The 18,042-nt window shown below is 71.0% G+C and carries 18 protein-coding genes and 1 pseudogene; 10 read left to right on the top strand and 9 right to left on the bottom strand.

Annotated elements, in window-relative coordinates; translation table 11 throughout:
- From ACFHW1_RS04690 to ACFHW1_RS04665, 6 genes and pseudogenes are all read left to right on the top strand, one after another.
- Positions 1 to 248 (top strand): annotated as a pseudogene (locus tag ACFHW1_RS04690) (IS982 family transposase); the annotation flags it as partial.
- A gap of 430 nt (positions 249 to 678) precedes the next feature.
- A complete protein-coding gene (locus tag ACFHW1_RS04685) occupies positions 679 to 1,365 on the top strand; it encodes a GOLPH3/VPS74 family protein (RefSeq protein ID WP_416551030.1) in 687 nt (228 codons plus the stop codon).
- A gap of 89 nt (positions 1,366 to 1,454) precedes the next feature.
- Entirely contained in the window at positions 1,455 to 2,954 is a 1,500-nt protein-coding gene (locus tag ACFHW1_RS04680) for an APC family permease (RefSeq protein WP_416551029.1), read from the top strand.
- Positions 2,955 to 2,975: 21 nt separating this feature from the next.
- Positions 2,976 to 3,335 carry a GNAT family N-acetyltransferase gene (locus tag ACFHW1_RS04675; RefSeq protein WP_416551028.1) on the top strand — a complete coding sequence of 120 codons (360 nt, stop codon included), beginning with the start codon at positions 2,976 to 2,978 and terminating at the stop codon, positions 3,333 to 3,335.
- 125 nt (positions 3,336 to 3,460) lie between these two features.
- The gene (locus ACFHW1_RS04670) at positions 3,461 to 3,694 is read left to right on the top strand and encodes a helix-turn-helix domain-containing protein (RefSeq protein ID WP_416551027.1); all 234 of its coding nucleotides are present in this window, start codon (positions 3,461 to 3,463) and stop codon (positions 3,692 to 3,694) included.
- Positions 3,691 to 3,870, top strand: a complete 180-nt coding sequence (locus tag ACFHW1_RS04665; protein WP_416551026.1) for a hypothetical protein — start codon at positions 3,691 to 3,693, stop codon at positions 3,868 to 3,870. The genes ACFHW1_RS04670 and ACFHW1_RS04665 overlap by 4 nt, the downstream gene beginning before the upstream one ends.
- A 94-nt stretch (positions 3,871 to 3,964) precedes the next feature.
- Here ACFHW1_RS04665 and ACFHW1_RS04660 read toward each other — a convergent pair whose 3' ends face one another.
- The 3 genes from ACFHW1_RS04660 to ACFHW1_RS04650 form a co-directional block, all read right to left on the bottom strand.
- Complete coding sequence (locus tag ACFHW1_RS04660) at positions 3,965 to 4,483, bottom strand: hypothetical protein (RefSeq protein WP_416551025.1); 519 nt, start codon at positions 4,481 to 4,483, stop codon at positions 3,965 to 3,967.
- Positions 4,484 to 4,605: 122 nt separating this feature from the next.
- A complete protein-coding gene (fbaA, locus tag ACFHW1_RS04655; protein WP_416551024.1) occupies positions 4,606 to 5,631 on the bottom strand; it encodes a class II fructose-bisphosphate aldolase in 1,026 nt (341 codons plus the stop codon).
- A gap of 144 nt (positions 5,632 to 5,775) precedes the next feature.
- Positions 5,776 to 6,159 carry a phage holin family protein gene (locus ACFHW1_RS04650; RefSeq protein ID WP_416551023.1) on the bottom strand — a complete coding sequence of 128 codons (384 nt, stop codon included), beginning with the start codon at positions 6,157 to 6,159 and terminating at the stop codon, positions 5,776 to 5,778.
- Positions 6,160 to 6,295: 136 nt separating this feature from the next.
- On the opposite strand from ACFHW1_RS04650, the gene ACFHW1_RS04645 reads away from it, so the two are divergent.
- From ACFHW1_RS04645 to ACFHW1_RS04630, 4 genes are all read left to right on the top strand, one after another.
- Positions 6,296 to 6,511 (top strand): hypothetical protein, encoded by a 216-nt coding sequence (locus ACFHW1_RS04645; RefSeq protein WP_123606506.1) that lies wholly within the window; start codon positions 6,296 to 6,298, stop codon positions 6,509 to 6,511.
- Between the two features lie 75 nt (positions 6,512 to 6,586).
- Complete coding sequence (locus ACFHW1_RS04640) at positions 6,587 to 8,104, top strand: 3' terminal RNA ribose 2'-O-methyltransferase Hen1 (protein WP_416551022.1); 1,518 nt, start codon at positions 6,587 to 6,589, stop codon at positions 8,102 to 8,104.
- Positions 8,101 to 10,668 (top strand): polynucleotide kinase-phosphatase, encoded by a 2,568-nt coding sequence (locus ACFHW1_RS04635; protein ID WP_416568757.1) that lies wholly within the window; start codon positions 8,101 to 8,103, stop codon positions 10,666 to 10,668. The genes ACFHW1_RS04640 and ACFHW1_RS04635 overlap by 4 nt, the downstream gene beginning before the upstream one ends.
- A gap of 25 nt (positions 10,669 to 10,693) precedes the next feature.
- On the top strand, positions 10,694 to 11,632 hold the full coding sequence (locus ACFHW1_RS04630) for a DUF368 domain-containing protein (RefSeq protein WP_416551020.1): 939 nt from the start codon (positions 10,694 to 10,696) through the stop codon (positions 11,630 to 11,632).
- Positions 11,633 to 11,704: 72 nt separating this feature from the next.
- Here the strand turns inward: ACFHW1_RS04630 and ACFHW1_RS04625 are convergent, their stop codons facing one another.
- The 6 genes from ACFHW1_RS04625 to clpB all read right to left on the bottom strand — a co-directional run bounded on the left by ACFHW1_RS04625 (position 11,705) and on the right by clpB (position 17,988).
- Complete coding sequence (locus tag ACFHW1_RS04625) at positions 11,705 to 12,367, bottom strand: class II aldolase/adducin family protein (protein ID WP_416551019.1); 663 nt, start codon at positions 12,365 to 12,367, stop codon at positions 11,705 to 11,707.
- A 78-nt stretch (positions 12,368 to 12,445) separates the two neighbouring features.
- A complete protein-coding gene (locus tag ACFHW1_RS04620) occupies positions 12,446 to 12,823 on the bottom strand; it encodes an ArsR/SmtB family transcription factor (protein WP_123606510.1) in 378 nt (125 codons plus the stop codon).
- Between the two features lie 58 nt (positions 12,824 to 12,881).
- A complete protein-coding gene (gene pyrE / locus ACFHW1_RS04615) occupies positions 12,882 to 13,421 on the bottom strand; it encodes an orotate phosphoribosyltransferase (protein ID WP_416551018.1) in 540 nt (179 codons plus the stop codon).
- A gap of 155 nt (positions 13,422 to 13,576) precedes the next feature.
- The gene (locus ACFHW1_RS04610) at positions 13,577 to 14,368 is read right to left on the bottom strand and encodes an SDR family NAD(P)-dependent oxidoreductase (protein ID WP_416568760.1); all 792 of its coding nucleotides are present in this window, start codon (positions 14,366 to 14,368) and stop codon (positions 13,577 to 13,579) included.
- 84 nt (positions 14,369 to 14,452) lie between these two features.
- Positions 14,453 to 15,238: a hypothetical protein gene (locus ACFHW1_RS04605; RefSeq protein ID WP_416614865.1), complete on the bottom strand. Its 786-nt coding sequence runs from the start codon at positions 15,236 to 15,238 to the stop codon at positions 14,453 to 14,455.
- 158 nt (positions 15,239 to 15,396) lie between these two features.
- Positions 15,397 to 17,988 (bottom strand): ATP-dependent chaperone ClpB, encoded by a 2,592-nt coding sequence (gene clpB, locus ACFHW1_RS04600; RefSeq protein ID WP_416568762.1) that lies wholly within the window; start codon positions 17,986 to 17,988, stop codon positions 15,397 to 15,399.
- Positions 17,989 to 18,042 lie beyond the last annotated feature (54 nt).

Genomic DNA, 18,042 nt, shown 5'->3' with positions numbered 1-18,042 from the left:
TACGCCCGTCACGCAAGAAGGAGAAGGCCCGCTACGGCGAACCGATGCTCAAGAAGGTCCGCCAGTTGATCGAGTCGGTCAACGACACTCTCAAAGGCCAACTCGACCTGGAACAACACGGTGGGCGGACCTTCGCCGGCGTCGCTGTACGGGTGGCCCAACGCCTCCTCGCGATGGCCGCCGCGATCTGGCACAACAACAAGACCGGCGCACCCGTCACCCGGTCACTGATCGCCTACGACTACTGACCGAACTTCGGAACTACTCGTCTAGGGCTGGCGTCGCGGTTGTCCGCGTGTCTGGCCGATGGCAGTGCAAGCGCACACATTATTCCGTCGCTGTCGATACCTCCCGACACCAAGGTTCCAGCACGACCTCGGCTGAACAGGCCAAAGCCATGAGGCGTACGCGGCTGAGGTAACCCCCAGCGTCGAGTGTTCGTGTCGAGGCTGTTCGACATCCACCGCCTTGTCCAGGCTGTTTGCAGCATGTCGATCAGCGCTCGGGTCTACCGCGTGCCGCCGATCAGTGGCTCCTCGCAGCGAGACTCGGCGGCCAGCCGCGTACCTACCGCGACCGCGCAACCAAGCCAGACGCCCACCTGCCGGCCCTCGACCTGCGCGACCGACGAGCAGCGTCGCGCCGGCCATTCAAACCGTGGACAGGACGGCACCCGCGATGACCGTCTACCAGTCCGGGACTCATCGACGGTCGGCGTTGTCGTTGCCGGTTGATCGTCGGCTGTTGGCGGATGAGTTCTTCCTCTTGGCTCACCATGATGTGTCCGGTCAGCTGCGGCTGACGCCGCGGATCGCCGGGTTCGGGGTGGCGGCCGCTGTGGTGGCGGATCTGGTCGTGGCCGGTTCACTGGCGGTGACACCAGCGGGTCATCTGGCATGTCCGCCGTCGACGGTGGCGGGGGTGGGTGGGTTCGAGCGGCAGGTCGCTGCGTGGGTGGCGGCGGAGCCTGGGCAGCCGGTCCCGGTGTGGCTTGAGGTTCTGGCCGACGCGTCGGTGCCGGCGGTGGGGCAGCGGCTGGCCGAGGCCGGGGTGGTGCGGCCGGTGCGGGTCCGGCGGCTGATGGCGACCCGGACGGTGTGGGAGCCGGTGGACATGAATGTGGCGGCGTGGCCGTGGGCCCGGTTGGCGACCCGTGTTCGTCGGGGTGAGCGGCTGGATGCGTTCGACACGGCTTTGGCGGGTTTGTGTGTGGCTGTTGGTGTCGAGAGCCGGTTCCTCGACGGCGGGCCACGGGCTCGCCTGCGTTTCGGCCGGTTGGTGAGTCCGCTGCCGCCGCAGGTCGACGTGCTGTTGGTCGAGTTGGCGGCGGCGGTGGGCCGGGCGGTGTTGGGCGGTCGGACCTGACCACCGTCGCCGCTGGCCAGGCGTCTACCGGCACGCCCGCTGTCCTTTTGTCGGCCTGCCCCCTTTTTGGCTTTTCTCGGGAGTGTGTTGTGTCTGTTTCTCATGGTGTGCCGCGTCCGCGTCGGGGTGGTGTCGCCGCCGTGTTGGCCCGGTCCCGGCTCGGGGTGCCGCAGGTGGTGTTCTTCGTGTTGGCGGCTGCGGCGCCGATGACGGTGGCCGCGTCGGCGGTGCCGACGGCGTACGCGGTGACCGGCCTGACCGGTGTGCCGGTCGCCTATGCGGCGACCGCGGTGGTGATGCTGCTGTTCGCGGTCGGCTACGTCGCCATGTCGCGGCATGTCGTCAACGCGGGGTCGATGTACTCCTACATCGCGCATGGTCTCGGCCCCGCCTGGGGTGTGGCGGCGGCGTTCGTCGCGGTGGTGGCCTACAACCTGATGCAGGTCGGCCTGTACGGGGCGTTCGGTGTCGTCGCGGCCGCCGCAGCGGCGGTGGCCGGTGTCAACGTGCCGTGGTGGGTGTGGGCTGTCGCCGGCTGGCTGTTGGTCGGGGGTCTGGGGTTGGCGCGGGTCGACCTCAACGGCCGGGTCCTGGGTGTGCTGCTGGTCGCGGAGATCACCGTGGTGGTCGTCTTCGACACGATCATGGCCACCCACCCCGCCGCCGGAGGGCTGGGGCTGTACGGGTTGGAGCCGGCGCATCTGGCCGCGCCGGGGATGGCGGCGATCCTCGTCGGCGGGATCGCCGGCTACGTCGGTGTCGAGGCCACCACCGTCCTCGCGGAGGAGACCCGCGACCCCCGCCGCACGGTCGCCCACGCCACCTACACCGCGATCGCCGTCACCGCGATCCTCTACGCCGGGTCGGCGTGGGCGATGCAGACCGCCTCCGGCCCCGACCGGATCATCGACGCCGCCGCCCAGCACGGACCCGAGTTGATGTTCGCCCTCGTCGGCGGCCACCTACCCGGGCTGGTGGTCGACGTGGGCCGGCTGCTGCTGGTCACGAGCCTGTTCGCCGCCCTGCTCGCCTTCCACAACCTCGTCGCCCGCTACCTGTTCGCGCTCGGCCGTGAACACGTCCTCCCCACGAGCCTGGGCCGCACCCACGGCCGGACCGGGGCACCGAAACTCGGCTCCCTGACCCAGACGAGCGTGGCCGGCCTCGTCATCGCCGCCTACGCGGCGACAGGGTTGGACCCGATCGTCCACCTGTTCTTCTGGTTGACCGTCACCGGTGGCCTCGGCGTACTGGGCCTGATGACCGCGACCAGCCTCGCCGCCGTCCTGTTCTTCCGCGACCACCGGCGTGGTGAGAGCCGCTGGGCCGTCACCGCCGCACCCGCCGGGGCGTTCGTCGTGCTTGCCGTCATCCTCACCGCCACTCTCGCCGGCTTCGGGGACCTCCTCGACACCCCTGCCGGCTCACCCGCGCGGTGGGCGCTGCCCGGCCTCTACGCCGCCGCGATCACCACCGGCCTCGCCTGGGCCGCCGTCCTGCACCACACACGCCCCCACGTCTACGCCACCGTCGGCACCGGAGCCGACGCCACCACCCACACCACCGTCCGGAAGGAAATCCACCGATGACCACCCCCACCACTGTGATCCGTGTCGCCGACCGCCACGACATCCCACCACTCGTACCCGCCCTGGTCGACGCGTTCGCCACCACCCCGACGCCGCCCTCACACCTACCTCGCCTACCTCGGCGTCGCACCCGACCGGCAGCGCCACGGCATGGGCACCGCCCTGCTCACCCACCGCCACACCACCTGCGACACCGCCGGCACCGGCATCCACCTCGTCGCCACCAGCCACGGTGCCCGCCGCCTCTACCAACGACACGGCTACTACGACACCACCCCCACCCCGATCCACCTCCCCGACGGCGGACCACCCCTATGGCCCATGTGGCGCCAACCCCGCACCCCCCACGCTGCCGCTGGCGGTCCAGGTCGCGAGCGGTGATGACCCTCCCCGACACCAGCCACACCCCCGCCACGCCGGGCACCAACACCGCCTTCGACACAAGCCGGACACAAGCTCAGGACAAGTCAACGGCGCATCCACCCGTATCAGCGACCACCCGGCAGATGACACCAAGACGACGCATCAGCGGTATCGACCGGTACAGCTGCAGAAACGAGTTCGCGCAGCTGTACCGCGCCGGTTACTCCATCCGCCGCATCGCCCGCGAAACCCACCGCTCCTACGGCTTCGTGCACCGAATCCTCAACGAAGCCAACGTCACCTTCCGGACACGAGGCCACGACCGTCGACCGCACACCCAGACCGCCGACCACATCCCCGAAACCACCAACCCGTGACCGAGGGCACCGTACTCATCCTCGGCCTCGTCCTGCTCGCCATCGCCATCCTCCACGCGGGCAACAGCATCACCTGGGCCTACACCAAATACCGGGCCCGGCGGCTCCTCACCACCGGACTCCTCATCCTCACCGCCGTCATCCTCCTACGCCACCACACCGGCGAACCCGAATGACCCCGCCCACACCAACCGGGCTTGGGTCGACGCCTCAGACGCCGGCCTCGGTGATCGGGGTGATGGGTGGACGTGCGGTGCCCTACCGGGCCGGTCAGGCGACGGGGCGGCGGCGCCAGGCGACGATCGGCATCTCGACGTCGGGTTCGGCGGACAGGCCGTTCTCGTCGAGGGCGTTCTGCACGGCCAGCCGGGCACCGTCGAAGCGGAACTCGACCGCGTGCAGCACGTGCGGCCGCCAGTGCGACGGCATGATCCGCTCGATCACGTTGACCGCCCGCAGCGGTCGGCCCCGGGCCGGCAGCGGCGCCGGGTGGCGGTCGCTGCGCCAGTCCAGCCGCAGGCCGGGCTGGTCCACCGGCATCGTCATGTCCACCTGGTTCCAGGTGATCGCGCACTCGTCGAACTTGCGGTGGGTGACCTCGACGTTGACGTCACCGAAGCCGAGGATGACCGGACCGTTGGCGTACCAGGTGTCCAGGTCGAGGTCCCACATCAGCCAGGTGTCGACCAGCGGACGTCCGATGATGCGGGAGAACCGGGCCCGGTGGGCGGCGGCGAGCGTCGCGGCGTCGTGACACCACTGTGGCTCGTACCCATCGATGCCGAGCACGACCGACCTCCGCAGCGGACCACTCTGAATCGGTAGATCCTACCGGTGTAGTTCGTCCGGCAGCGACGCGCGGCCGGCCCCGGGGTACGGGACCGGCCACGCGGCGAGTGGTTCGGTGGGTGTTACTTGGCCAGCGTGGTGCCGGTGGAGCGCAGGTGCTCGCAGGCGCCGACGACCCGCTTGGCCATCCCGGCCTCGGCCGCCTTGCCCCAGGCCCGGGGGTCGTACGACTTCTTGTCGCCGACCTCGCCGTCGATCTTCAACACCCCGTCGTACTTGGTGAACATGTGGGTGACGACCGGGCGGGTGAAGGCGTACTGGGTGTCGGTGTCGATGTTCATCTTCACCACGCCGTAGTCCAGCGCGGCCCGGATCTCCTCCAGCAGCGAGCCGGAGCCGCCGTGGAAGACCAGGCTGAGCGGCTTCTCCTTGCCGTACTTGGCACCGACCGCGTCCTGGATCTCCTTGAGGATCTCCGGCCGCAGCTTGACGTTGCCCGGCTTGTAGACGCCGTGCACGTTGCCGAAGGTGAGCGCCGCCATGTAGCGGCCCTTCTCGCCGAGGCCGAGCGCCTCGACCATGGCCAGCCCGTCCTCGACGGTGGTGTACAGCTTCTCGTCGATGGCGCCGACGACGCCGTCCTCCTCGCCGCCGACGACGCCGACCTCGATCTCCAGCACGACCTTGGCGGCGGCGGCCTCGGCGAGCAGGTCGGTGGCGATCTCCAGGTTCTCCTTCAGCGGTACGGCGGAGCCGTCCCACATGTGCGACTGGAACAGCGGCGCGCCACCGGCGGCGACCCGCTCCTTGGAGGCGGCCAGCAGCGGGCGGACGAAGCCGTCGAGCTTGCCCTTCGGGCAGTGGTCGGTGTGCAGCGCGATGTTGACCGGGTACTTCTTGGCCACCTCCTCGGCGAAGGCGGCGAAGGCCAGCGAGCCGCTGACCATGTCCTTGACGGTCGGGCCGGAGAGGTACTCGGCACCACCGGTGGAGACCTGGATGATGCCGTCGCTCTCCGCCTCGGCGAAGCCCTGCAGCGCGGCGTTGAGGGTCTGCGAGGACGTGACGTTGATGGCGGGGTACGCGAACGCGCCGGCCTTGGCGCGGTCAAGCATCTCGGCGTAGACCTCGGGAGAGGCGATGGGCATCTCGAACGCTCCTTTGTACCGGTTCGGCCCGTCGACGGGCCGGATTCCATGCTCAGCTCACTGCGCTGGACCGCGCTGTCCTCCGTCAGGCAGTATCCCGCAGCGGCACCGCCCCGGCGACATCGGCCCTGTCTGTGGGCACGGTCAGCGACGGTCGTACTTGTCGGGGATGACCAGGCTGATCAGCCAGCCGACGACGGCCATCACGATCGCTCCCCAGAATGCCGGCCAGAACCCGTCGATGACGAACGGCAGGTCCAGTTGCTGCGCAAGCCAGTCGGTCAGCAGGAAGAGCAGGGCGTTGACGACCAGGGCGAACAGACCGAGGGTGAGCAGGTAGAAGACGCAGCCGACGACCTTGATGACCGGTTTGAGGACCGCGTTGACCAGTCCGAAGATCAGCGCCACGATGACCAGGGTCAGCGCGTTGTTGGTCGCGGTGTCCCCGGTGACGTCGATGCCGGGCACGATCAGCGTGGTTATCCACAGGGCGACCGCGTTGACCGCAAGCCTGATCAGAAATCCCATACGCCCATCCTGCCACCCGGAGTAAACCACCGCGTCACAAAAACGGACAAGCCTCCTATCTTGGACGGTGGTCAGCGGGCGCCCCGGTTGACCCGTACCGTGGTGGAAGCACCGGTACGGACGAACGGAGGGCGACATGACCTACCCGGACGAGGACATCGCCCCAGGGGACCACCTCGCTCCCGAGGAACGTGACCCGGAGGCGCCCGCCGACGACGCGGTCGAGCAGTCGGTCGTGGCCAACCCGGTCGAGCAGCAACCCGAGGTACACCGCGGTCTGGAGGTTGACGACTGGGACGCGGTCGAGCAGTCCCGCATCGTCGACCTCGATGACGACGACGGCTACCGCTGACGACGGCGCGACGGCCACCGGGCAACCGCGATAACCGGTGTCGACCGGTGGTGGCCGGCTGGCACCATCACCCGGGTGCTGATGACCGTGACGACGACCCACCGGCCCGCCACCGACCTCGGCTACCTGCTGGTCAAACATCCGGACCGGATGCAGTCGTTCGACGTACCCACCGGCACCGCGCACGTGTTCTACCCGGAGGCCACCGAACAGCGCTGCACCGCCGCGCTGCTGCTCGACGTTGACCCGGCGCGGCTCGCCGCCGGCGGTCCGCGCCGTGGCCGGCGCACGGCCGCGATGCCGGCGAGCTTCACCCTCGGCCAGTACGTCAACGACCGGCCGTACGCCGCGTCCAGCCTGCTCGCCGCCGCGCTCGCCAAGGTGTTCCGGTCCGCGCTGCGCGGGGAGAGCCGGGACCGTCCCGAGCTGCCCGGCACCGCCCTGCCGCTGACCATCCGGGTGCCGGTGCTGCGCTGCCGGGGCGGCGCGACTCTCGCCGAGCGACTGTTCACCCCGCTCGGCTGGACGGTGACCGCCCGACCCATTCCGCTGGACGAGCGCTACCCGCAGTGGGGGGACAGCCGCTACGTCGACCTCACCCTGACCGGCACGCTGCGGGTCGCCGACGCGCTCAACCACCTGTACGTGCTGCTGCCGGTGCTCGATGACGCCAAGCACTACTGGATCGCCCCGGACGAGTTGGACAAGCTGATCCGGGCCGGCGAGGGCTGGCTGGCCGGCCACCCGGAACGCCGGTTGATCACCCGGCGTTACCTGGCCCACCGGCGGGTGCTCGCCCGACGCGCCGAGGACCGGCTCGCCGAGGCGCGGGCCGCCGAGCTCCGGCTCGCCGACGCCGCCGTCGACGACGTCACTGGTGCTGACGACGACACTGGCGCTGACGAGGACGCCGGGCTGCCGGCGGTGGTCCGGCCGCGACCGCTGGCCGCGACCCGCCGGGCCGCTGTGCTCACCGCGCTGGCCGAGGCCGGTGCCACCCGGGTGCTCGACCTGGGCTGCGGCGGCGGTGCGCTGCTGACCGAACTGCTCGCCCAGCCCCGGTTCACCGAGATCGTCGGCACCGACGTGTCGGCCCGGGCGCTGGAGCTGGCCGCCCGGCGGCTGCGACTGGACCGGCTCCCGGCGCGCCAGCAGCAGCGGATCCGGCTGTGGCAGTCGGCGCTGACCTACCGCGACGACCGGCTGCGCGGCTACGACGCCGCCGTACTGATGGAAGTTGTCGAGCACCTCGACCCGCCCCGGCTGCCGGCGCTGGCCGAAGCGGTCTTCGGCCACGCCCGCCCCGGCACCGTGCTGGTGACCACCCCGAACGTGGAGTACAACGTGCGCTACGAAGGCCTCGCCGCGGGCGCGCTGCGGCACCCGGACCACCGGTTCGAGTGGACCCGCGCCGAGTTCGCCGACTGGGCCGGCCGGGTCGCCGCGGCGTACGGCTACCGGGTCGGGTTTCGGCCGGTCGGCGAGGTCGATCCGGACGTGGGGCCGCCGACCCAGCTGGCGGTCTTCACCCGCGACGACGCCGGCCCGGACAGCACCGGCCGCGACGACGTCGGCGCCGGGGGTGCCCGGTGAACAGGCTGGAGATCCCCGAACTCGCCCTGATCGCCCTGGTCGGTGTCTCCGGCTCCGGCAAGTCGACCTTCGCCCGCCGGCACTTCGCCGCGACCCAGGTGCTCTCCTCGGACACCTTCCGGGCGATGGTCGCCGACGACGAGAACGACCAGTCGGCGTCGGCGGACGCCTTCGACGCGCTGCACTACGTCGCCGGCAAGCGGCTGCGGGCCGGCCGGCTCACCGTGGTCGACGCCACCAACCTGCAGGAGCACGCCCGGGCCGGGCTGGTCGCGCTCGCCCGGGAACACGACGTACTGCCGGTCGCGGTGGTGCTCGACGTGCCCGAGCAGACCTGCTGGGAACGGACCCAGGGCCGGGCCGACCGCGCCTTCGGTCGGCACGTGATCACCCGGATGCAGCGTGACCTGCGCCGCTCGGTCGGCCGGCTGACCCGGGAAGGATTCCGGCACGTGTTCGTGCTGCGCGGCACCGACGAGATCGACGCCGCCGAGATCCGGCTGACCCGGCTGTACAACGACCGGCGGGAGCTGACCGGGCCGTTCGACATCATCGGTGACGTGCACGGCTGCCGCACCGAACTGGAGGCGCTGCTGACGAAGCTGGGTTGGGCGCTCGACCGCGACGACGCCGGCCGACCGGTCGACGCCCGGCACCCGCAGGGGCGTACCGCGGTCTTCGTCGGTGACCTGGTCGACCGCGGCCCGGACTCGCCCGGCGTGCTGCGCCTGGTGATGGGGATGGTGCGGGCCGGCACCGCGCTCTGCGTGCCCGGCAACCACGAGCAGAAGCTGCTGCGCAAACTGCGGGGACGCAAGGTGACCGTGTCGCACGGGCTGGCCGAGACCCTGGAGCAGTTGGCCGCCGAGTCGGCCGGGTTCACCGACGAGGTCGCCCGGTTCATCGACGGGCTGGTCAGCCACTATCGGCTCGACGGCGGCGCGCTGGTGGTGGCACACGCCGGGCTCAAGGCCGAATACCAGGGTCGGGCGTCCGGCCGGGTGCGCAGCTTCGCGCTGTACGGGGAGACGACCGGCGAGACCGACGAGTACGGTCTGCCGGTGCGCTACCCGTGGGCGCGCGACTACCGGGGTGCCGCCACCGTGGTCTACGGGCACACCCCGACGACCCGTCCCGACTGGGTGAACAACACCATCTGCGTCGACACCGGCTGCGTCTTCGGCGGCCGGCTGACCGCGCTGCGCTACCCGTCGCGGGAACTCGTCTCGGTACCGGCTGACCGCGAGTACTACCCGCCGGTCCGGCCACTGACGGCCGAGCCGGGTGCCGCCGACATCGGCGGGCCGGTCACCGACCGCCCCGACGACGTGCTGGACCTGCGCGACGTCACCGGCCGTCGGCACATCGACTACGGCTACGGCACCACGACGGTCCCGGCCGAGAACGCGGCCGCCGCGTTGGAGGTGATGAGCCGCTTCGCGGTGGATCCCCGGTGGCTGGTCTGGCTGCCGCCGACCATGTCGCCCTGCTCGACGTCGACCCGGGACGGGTTCCTGGAGCATCCGGCGGAGGCGTTCGCCGACTACCGGGCCGCCGGTGTCGACCGGGTGGTCTGCCAGGAGAAGCACATGGGATCCCGGGCGGTGGTGCTGGTCTGCCGCGACCCGGCGGGGGGCCCACTGTTCGGCCCCGGCGGCGGGGTGGTGCACACCCGGACCGGGCGGCCGTTCTTCACCTCCGACGAGCGGACCGAGGCGCTGCTGGCCCGGATCCGGGCGGCGGCCGAGGCGGCCGGGCTGTGGCAGCGGCTAACCACCGGTGCCGGGCCGGCCGGCTGGCTGCTGCTCGACTGCGAGCTGCTGCCCTGGTCGGCGAAGGCGCTCGGGCTGATCCGCGAGCAGTACGCCAGCGTCGCCGCCGCCGGCCGGGCCGCGCTGCCCGCCGCGTTGGACGTGCTCGACGCCGCCGCCGGTCGGGGCCTGCCGGTCGGGCAGCTGCGTGCCCGGTTGGCCCGCCGGGCCGGCGACGTCGACCGGTACGCCGACGCCTACCGGGCGTACGTCGGTGACCCGGACGCGGTGACGCTGGCGCCGTTCGCGGTGCTGGCCGCCGACGGCCGCTCGTACGCCGACCGCGACCACGGCTGGCATCTGGAGTGCGCGGACGCGCTGGTGGCGGCCGATCCGCAGCTGTTCACCACCACCCGTCGGCGGGTGGTGGAGCTCACTGACGAGGCGGCGGTGACCGACGCCACCGACTGGTGGTCGGAGCTGACGGCGGCCGGCGGTGAGGGCATGGTGGTCAAGCCGTACGCCGGACTGACCGCCCGCAGCGGCACCGGCCGGCTGCTGCAGCCCGGCGTCAAGTGCCGGGGCCGGGAGTATCTGCGGATCATCTACGGTCCGGAGTACACCGAACCGGAGCGGTTGGCCGAGCTGCGCCGGCGGTCGCTGGGCCGAAAACGGTCGATGGCGCTGCGCGAACACGGTCTCGGTCTGGCCGCGCTGGATCTGCTGGCCACCGGCGCACCGCTGTGGCGCCGGCACGAGTTGGTCTTCGCGGTGCTCGCCTGCGAGTCCGAACCGGTCGACCCACGACTGTGAGCACTGGCCCGGTATGGTTCTGCGAATGTCAGTGCGCGAACGTGTCGGCCATATGTTCCGGGGTGCGGCGATCGGGGTGGCAGAGGCCGTCCCGGGGGTCAGCGGCGGGACCATCGCCCTGGTCACCGGCGTGTACGAGCGGCTCATCGCCTCGGCCGGGCACCTGATCAGCGCGGTCCGGTACGCGGTCACCGACGTGCCCCGTAAGCAGGGCTGGGCGCGCAGCGGGGAGCAGTTCCGGCAGGTGCACTGGGGGGTGATCATCCCGCTGGCGCTGGGCATGCTGCCGGGTCTGCTGCTGGCGGCCCGGCTGCTGGAGCCGATGCTGGAGGAGTACCCGGAGCACACCCGAGGGTTGTTCTTCGGCCTGGTGCTGGCCTCGGTGCTAGTGCCGGTCTCGATGATCGGCCGGCCGTGGCGCGGCCGGGACGTCTTCGCGGTGGTCGCCGCCGGGGTCGCTGCGTTCGTGCTGACCGGTCTACCGTCGGCCAGCATCGACCCGAACCCGGTGGTGGTGCTGCTGGCCGCCGCGGTCGCGGTCTGCGCGCTGGTGCTGCCGGGCGTGTCCGGGTCGTTCCTGCTGCTGACCGTCGGGCTCTACGAGCCGACCATCGAGGCGGTCAACGACCGCGACGTCGGCTACCTGGCGGTCTTCGCCGTCGGCATGCTCGTCGGGTTGACGCTGTTCGTGAAGCTGCTGCAGTACCTGTTGGAGCACCACCGGCGGGTGACCCTGGCGGTGATGACCGGGGTGATCGTCGGTAGCCTGCGGGCGCTGTGGCCGTGGCAGACCGAGGAGCGCGGGCTGCTCGCCCCTGGCAGCAACGTGCTGTCGGTGGTGTTGCTGCTGGTGCTGGGGGTCGCCATCGTCACCGCGATGGTGGTTCTGGAGCAGCGTCGGCTGCGCCGCGCGGCGGTCGATGTCACCCAGGAGGAGTCGCCGCAGCTGCCGACCCACCACTGAGCTGGTCCGCCGGCCGGTTGGCCGACCGGCCCAGCGGGCTTTTCCTCATCGGGTCGGTCCGGTCCGGTCGGGTCAGACGGTGCCGTGCTCCGCGTCCGGCAGCCGGTCGAGGTAGTCGGCCGGCAGCGGCGTCAGGTCGTCGAGCCGACCGATGGCCAGTGCCCGGTAGGTGAGCCGGGCGGCCTCTTCCAGGTTGACCGCCCGCTTGTGGGCGAGTTCCACCGACCCGGCCAGTACGGAGCAGCCGTGCCGGGACAGGATCAGGCAGTTGGTGCCGTCGGCGGCCGCGTCGGCGGCGGCTCGGGCGAGCCGCTGTCCGCCGGGCGGCGCGAACGGCACGGTGACGACGCGCCGCAGGTAGAAGGCGTGGTCGGTGGTGACCAGCCGAATCGGTACGCCGAGCGTGTCCAGCAGCAGCATGCTCTGCGGGTGCAGATGCACGATGGCGCGGACGTCGGGGCGGGCACGGTAGACCGCCAGGTGCAGCGCCAGCTCACTGGTCGGTCGGACCTGCGGTTCGTCGGGCAGGGTGCAGCCGTCCGCGATCCGCACCCGGGCGAACGATGCCGGGCCGAGCCGGTCCAGCCAGGTGCCGGACGCGGTTACCCAGCATTCATCGTCGCCCGGCAGGCGGGCGGAAAGGTTGCCGCCGGAGCCCACGACGAGACCGGCGCGCACCACGTCGGACCCGACGTGGGCAAGCTGGTCCCGCAGATCGCCAGCGATGTACGTCACGCGGCGACCTCCGTAAACCTTGGGCACCTTGCCTGGCAGCTCCGCCTCCGCGAGTCGACCAGGCAAGGCGCCGTCAGGTCAGCGTGCCTTCTTGGTGGCGCGCTTACGCGGCGGGGTCAGCAGATCCGCGATCGTGGCGATCGCGGTCGGCACCAGCCGGTAGTAAGCCCACACTCCGCGCTTCTCCCGCTCCAGCAAGCCGGCCTCGGTGAGGATACGCAGGTGGTGGCTCACCGTCGGCTGGGAGAGCCCCAGCGGAGCGGTGAGGTCGCAGACGCAGGCCTCGCCTTCCGGCGCCGACTGGATCAGGCTGAGCAGCCTGAGTCGGGCCGGGTCGGCGAGCGCCTTGAGGACTCCAGCGAGTCGCTCCGCGTCCGCGCGTTCGATCGGCTCGCCGGCAAGCGGCGAGATTTGAGGCATGGTCATTTCAGCCAACGCAGTTCCCACGAAACCCATCCTTCCACCAAACAGCATCGATCCGCCTGCATATCAGCAGATCCGAATCGGCAAACTTTTAGGCCGGAAGGCCGAGGTCAGCCAACGTATAGGCGGCCCGATAGGCCAGTCCGGCTGCCCGAACCGCGTCACCGGCCCCACGATCGACGATCACCGCCACGCCGACCACCTCAGCCCCTGCCTCCTGTAACGCCTCGACAGCGGTCAGTACGCTTCCGCCGGTCGTCGAGGTGTCCTCCACTGCCAGCACCCGCCGGCCGGCCACGTCCGGCCCTTCGATCCGTCGCTGGAGTCCGTGCGTCTTGCCAGCCTTGCGCACCACGAAGGCATCCAGTCGCCGTTGCTCCGCCGCAGCGGCGTGCAACATGGACAGAGCCACCGGGTCCGCTCCCAACGTCAGGCCACCAACCGCGTCGTACTCCCAGTCCGCGGTGAGATCGAGCAGCACCCGTCCCACCAGCGGTGCGGCGGCGTGGTGCAGCGTCACCCGCCGCAGGTCGACGTACCAGTCAGCCTCGCGACCTGACGACAACACCACTCTGCCGTGCACCACGGCCAGGTCAGTGATGAATTTGCGCAGGTCGTCGAGGTTCCCCATGTCACAAAGAGTACTGCCCGTCACTGGGTCCCCATCCGCCGGCCCGGCAACTCGCCGATATCCACCATCCGCCTCGCTACCTGGTCATACACCACGAAATCCCTGGTCAACGCGGCGACCAGTGCAGCGACGTACCCGCTGATACGCTCTTCGGCTCACTCGCGACTCTTTGGGCGCCCGGCCGCCAACCGGAGCAGTCCATGCGGAGCGTGACGCACCACAGTGGCGAGCGTCTTGTAGCGCCAGTCGGGGACGCTCACCGCCCGCCCCCTGGCCAGGTCCCGCAGGCCATCGGCGACCACGTCGTCGGCCCGCAGCCACAGCCAGGTCGGCGAGCCGGAGGTCCGGATGCCGGCGCGTTCGTGGAACTCGGTGCGGACGTAGCCCGGGCACAACGCCATCACCCGCACCCCGAGGTGGCGGACCGACATGTCGATCGACTCACTGAAGTTTGTCACCCAGGCCTTGCTCGCCGAATAGGTCGAACCAGCTGCTAATGGCCCAAAGCCCGCCACCGACGAGACATTAATCACTCTGCCCTGTCGGCGTTGCACCATGCCGGGCAGGACAGCATGCGTCAACCGCAGCACCGCCTCCACATTGAGCCGCAGCAGCCGCAGCTCGTCCGCCTCATCGGTGCGCCGGAACGACCGGTTCAGACCGATGCCCGCGTTGTTGACCAGCAGGTCGACCGGCGCGTCGACGGACCGCAGCCGGTCGGCCACGGCGGTCACTCCACCGTCAGTAGCCAGGTCGGCGTCGAGCACCTCGACGGTCACGCCGTGCCGGTCGGCCAACTCGTCCGCCAACGTGGTGAGCCGCTGCCGGTCACGGGCGACCAGCACCAGCCGATACCCGTCGGCGGCGAGCCGACGGGCGAAGCTGGCACCGAGGCCGGCGGTGGCCCCGGTGACCAGTGCGGTACGCAGGGCAGGCTTGTCCCCCACGTCGTCACCTCCTACGAGGACCGGGTCTCCCCGTACCGGCGGGTCGGTCCGCCCCGGGCGGACCGACCCGTGATCGACTGATCGTCAGCTGGTCGGCGGCGGGGGGTTGCCCGGCGGATTCTCCGGCGGCTCGGCAGCCGGCGGCGCGCCAGGGGTCGGCGGCGGACCGGGCGGGGTGGCCGTCGGCGGTGGGCCGGCAGCCGGCGGCCCACCGGGGGCGGCTGGGTAACTCGGGTAGGCGCCGCCCGGCATCGGCGGCACGCCGTACCCACCGCCCGGCACCGGCGGCTCCCAGGCCACGGCCGGCTTACGGAAGAAGTCGTTCGACGGCGGCAGCGCCAGCAGGATCAGCGCGGCCAGCAGCGCCAGCACGGTCACGACGCCGAGCAACAGGTTGGCCGGCTCGTACCAGCCGGGCAGCGCGGCCTCCAGATCCCGTTGCACCTGCGCCGGGTCCGGCATGTCCGGGTCGGTGCTGGTCGGGCCGGTGGGCAACGCGCTGCCGGCCGCTCCGAGCGCGAGCCCGCCCCCGGAGCAGCAGAGGAAGATGCCACCGAGCACCCAGGTGACGATCCGAGACGGGTTCTTGCCCCGGTTGTTGAGCAGAGCCAGCACCACCAGGCCGGCGGCGATCAGCAGGCCGAAGATCGCGCCGGCGATCAGGGAGATCGTCGTAAGGCTGCTGATGGCCTCCATGTCGGTGCCGGCGTAGGCGTCCTCGTAGACCTGTTGCATCGTGCCCATCACCGACAGCGCGACGATCAGGCCGACGACCTGCAGCGCGGCGATCAGGAACAGCAGGTAACTCGAAATGGTGACGGTGCTCGGCCGCGCCTTGACCGGTGGCGCGGCCGGATTCGGATCCGACACGGCTCTCCTTCCCGAAGCTTCGGAAGATCACCGTAGCGGTACCCCGCCAGTGACACGGGGCAAACGGACGCCGCGTCGACCTCGCGTTTCGTCGCCGAACCCGGCCTCGCCGTCGAGCAGAGCGATCGACAGCACTCACCGATGCACATCGATGCCGGTCAGCCGGCCTGCACCGCCAGCCCTTCCTTGTCGTCGGCGAGCTGCACCCGGACGGTGTCGCCGTCACGGATCTCGCCGGCCAGCAGCGCCTTGGCCAACTGGTCGCCGATCGCCGACTGGACCAGTCGACGCAGCGGCCGGGCTCCGTAGATCGGGTCGTAGCCGTGCTCGGCCAGCCAGCTGCGGGCAGTGTCGTCGACGTCCAGGGTCAGCCGCCGGTCGGCCAACCGCCGGCGCATCCGGTCCAGTTGAATGTCCACGATCGACCGCAGCTCGGCGCCGCTGAGCATCGCGAAGACCACGATGTCGTCCAGCCGGTTGAGGAACTCCGGCTTGAAGTGCGCCCGGACCACGGCCAGCACCGCGTCGCGGCGCTGCTCCTCGGTCAACGTCAGGTCGTTGATCAGCGTCGAGCCGAGGTTGGAGGTGAGGATCAGGATCGCGTTGCGGAAGTCGACCGTACGGCCCTGCCCGTCGGTGAGCCGACCGTCGTCGAGCACCTGCAGCAGCACGTCGAAGACGTCCGGGTGAGCCTTCTCCACCTCGTCGAGCAGGATCACCGAGTACGGCCGGCGGCGTACCGCCTCGGTCAACTGACCGCCCTCCTCGTACCCGACGTAGCCGGGCGGGGCACCGACCAGCCGGGCCACGGAGTGCTTCTCGGCGTACTCGCTCATGTCGATGCGAACCATGGCCCGCTCGTCGTCGAAGAGGAACCCGGCCAGCGCCTTGCCCAGCTCGGTCTTGCCGACGCCGGTCGGGCCGAGGAAGAGGAAGCTGCCGGTCGGCCGGTCCGGGTCGGCGACCCCGGCCCGGGCCCGGCGGACCGCGTCGGAGACGGCGGTGACGGCGGCGGCCTGGCCGACCACCCGGGCCCCCAGCGAGGACTCCATCCGTAGCAGCTTGGCGGTCTCGCCCTCCATGAGCCGGCCGGCCGGGATGCCGGTCCAGGCGGCGACGACGGCCGCGATGTCGTCCGCGCCGATCTCCTCCTTGAGCATCGCGCCGTCGGCCTGCAGCGCGGCCAGCTCGGTCTCGGCGCGGGCCAGCTCGCCCTGCAGCGCCGGGATCCGGCCGTACCGCAGCTCGGCGGCGCGCTCCAGCTCACCGTCGCGTTCGGCCCGCTCGGCCTCGCCGCCGAGGCGTTCCAACTCCTCGCGGGCGGTGGAGATCCGGGTGATGTGCCCCTTCTCCAGCTGCCAGCGGTCGCTGAGCGCGGTCAACTGCTCGCGCTTGTCGGCCAGCTCCCGGCGCAGCCGCTCCAGGCGCTGCGCCGAGCCGGGGTCCGGCTCCTTGGCCAGCGCCATCTCCTCGATCTCCAGCCGGCGGACGGCCCGCTCGATCTCGTCGACCTCGACCGGCCGGGAGTCGATCTCCATCCGCAGCCGGGAGGCGGACTCGTCGACCAGATCGATCGCCTTGTCCGGCAGGAACCGGTCGGTGATGTAGCGGTCGGACAGGCCGGCGGCGGCGACCAGCGCGGCGTCGGTGATCCGTACGCCGTGGTGCACCTCGTAGCGTTCCTTGAGCCCGCGCAGGATGCCGATGGTGTCCTCCACGGTCGGCTCGCCGACCAGCACCGGCTGGAACCGGCGCTCCAACGCCGGGTCCTTCTCGATGTGCTCGCGGTACTCGTCGAGGGTGGTGGCGCCGACCATCCGCAGCTCGCCACGGGCCAGCATCGGCTTGAGCATGTTGCCGGCGTCCATCGAGCCCTCGCCCTTGCCGGCACCGACCACGGTGTGCAGCTCGTCGAGGAAGGTGATCACCTGGCCGTCGGAGCTCTTGATCTCCTCCAGGACGGATTTGAGCCGCTCCTCGAACTGGCCCCGGTACTGCGCACCGGCGACCATCGCGCCGAGGTCGAGCGACACCAGCCGCTTGTCGCGCAGCGACTCGGGTACGTCGCCGGCGACGATCCGCTGGGCGAGCCCTTCGACGATCGCGGTCTTGCCGACGCCGGGTTCGCCGATCAGCACCGGGTTGTTCTTGGTACGCCGGGACAGCACCTGGATCACCCGGCGGATCTCGGCGTCCCGGCCGATCACCGGGTCGATCTTGCCGTCCCGGGCGCTGGCGGTCAGGTCGACGCCGTACTTCTCCAGGGCCTGGTAGGTCTGCTCGGGGTCGGCGGTGGTGACCCGGCGGTCGCCGCCGCGTACCGACGGGAACGCGGCGACCAGGTTTTCCTCGGTGGCTCCGGCATCCTTGAGTAGCCCGGCGACGGCCCCGCCGACCCGGGCCAGGCCGGCCAACAGGTGCTCGGTGGAGGTGTACTCGTCGCCGAGTGGACGGGCGATCTGCTCGGCCGCGCCGATCGCGTTGGCGAACTCGCGGGACAGGCTCGGCTCGGCGACGCTGGAGCCGCGCGCGGCGGGCAGGTTCTCCACGGTCCGTACGGCGGACCGGCGGATCTCCACCGGGTTGGCGCCGACGGCCCGCAGCAGGCCGGCGGCGGTTGAGCCGCCGGTGTCCAGCAGGGAGAGCAGCAGATGCCACGGTTCGACCGTGGCGTGGCCCCGCTGGTTGGCGATGGCGACCGCGGCGGTGATGACTTCGCGACTCTTGGTGGTCAAACGTTCGGCGTTCATGAGCTCCCCTGTACGGCAGGTTGGTCCACTGATGAGGACACCACCAGACTTGAG

Source organism: Micromonospora sp. LOL_014 (assembly GCF_048060245.1).
GTDB lineage: Bacteria > Actinomycetota > Actinomycetes > Mycobacteriales > Micromonosporaceae > Micromonospora_E.
Note: the sequence above shows the minus strand (reverse complement) of the source record. Positions and strands in the feature narration are given on the sequence as shown.

Excerpts from the sequence above, each read along its gene's own strand:
- fbaA (WP_416551024.1), bottom strand. The coding sequence starts at position 5,631 with ATGCCCATCGCCTCTCCCGAGGTCTACGCCGAGATGCTTGACCGCGCC.
- pyrE (WP_416551018.1), bottom strand. The coding sequence starts at position 13,421 with ATGGGGAACCTCGACGACCTGCGCAAATTCATCACTGACCTGGCCGTG.
- ACFHW1_RS04620 (WP_123606510.1), bottom strand. The coding sequence starts at position 12,823 with ATGGGTTTCGTGGGAACTGCGTTGGCTGAAATGACCATGCCTCAAATC.
- ACFHW1_RS04645 (WP_123606506.1), top strand. The coding sequence starts at position 6,296 with ATGACCTACCCGGACGAGGACATCGCCCCAGGGGACCACCTCGCTCCC.
- ACFHW1_RS04630 (WP_416551020.1), top strand. The coding sequence starts at position 10,694 with ATGTCAGTGCGCGAACGTGTCGGCCATATGTTCCGGGGTGCGGCGATC.
- ACFHW1_RS04685 (WP_416551030.1), top strand. The coding sequence starts at position 679 with ATGACCGTCTACCAGTCCGGGACTCATCGACGGTCGGCGTTGTCGTTG.
- ACFHW1_RS04670 (WP_416551027.1), top strand. The coding sequence starts at position 3,461 with ATGACACCAAGACGACGCATCAGCGGTATCGACCGGTACAGCTGCAGA.
- clpB (WP_416568762.1), bottom strand. The coding sequence starts at position 17,988 with ATGAACGCCGAACGTTTGACCACCAAGAGTCGCGAAGTCATCACCGCC.
- ACFHW1_RS04650 (WP_416551023.1), bottom strand. The coding sequence starts at position 6,159 with ATGGGATTTCTGATCAGGCTTGCGGTCAACGCGGTCGCCCTGTGGATA.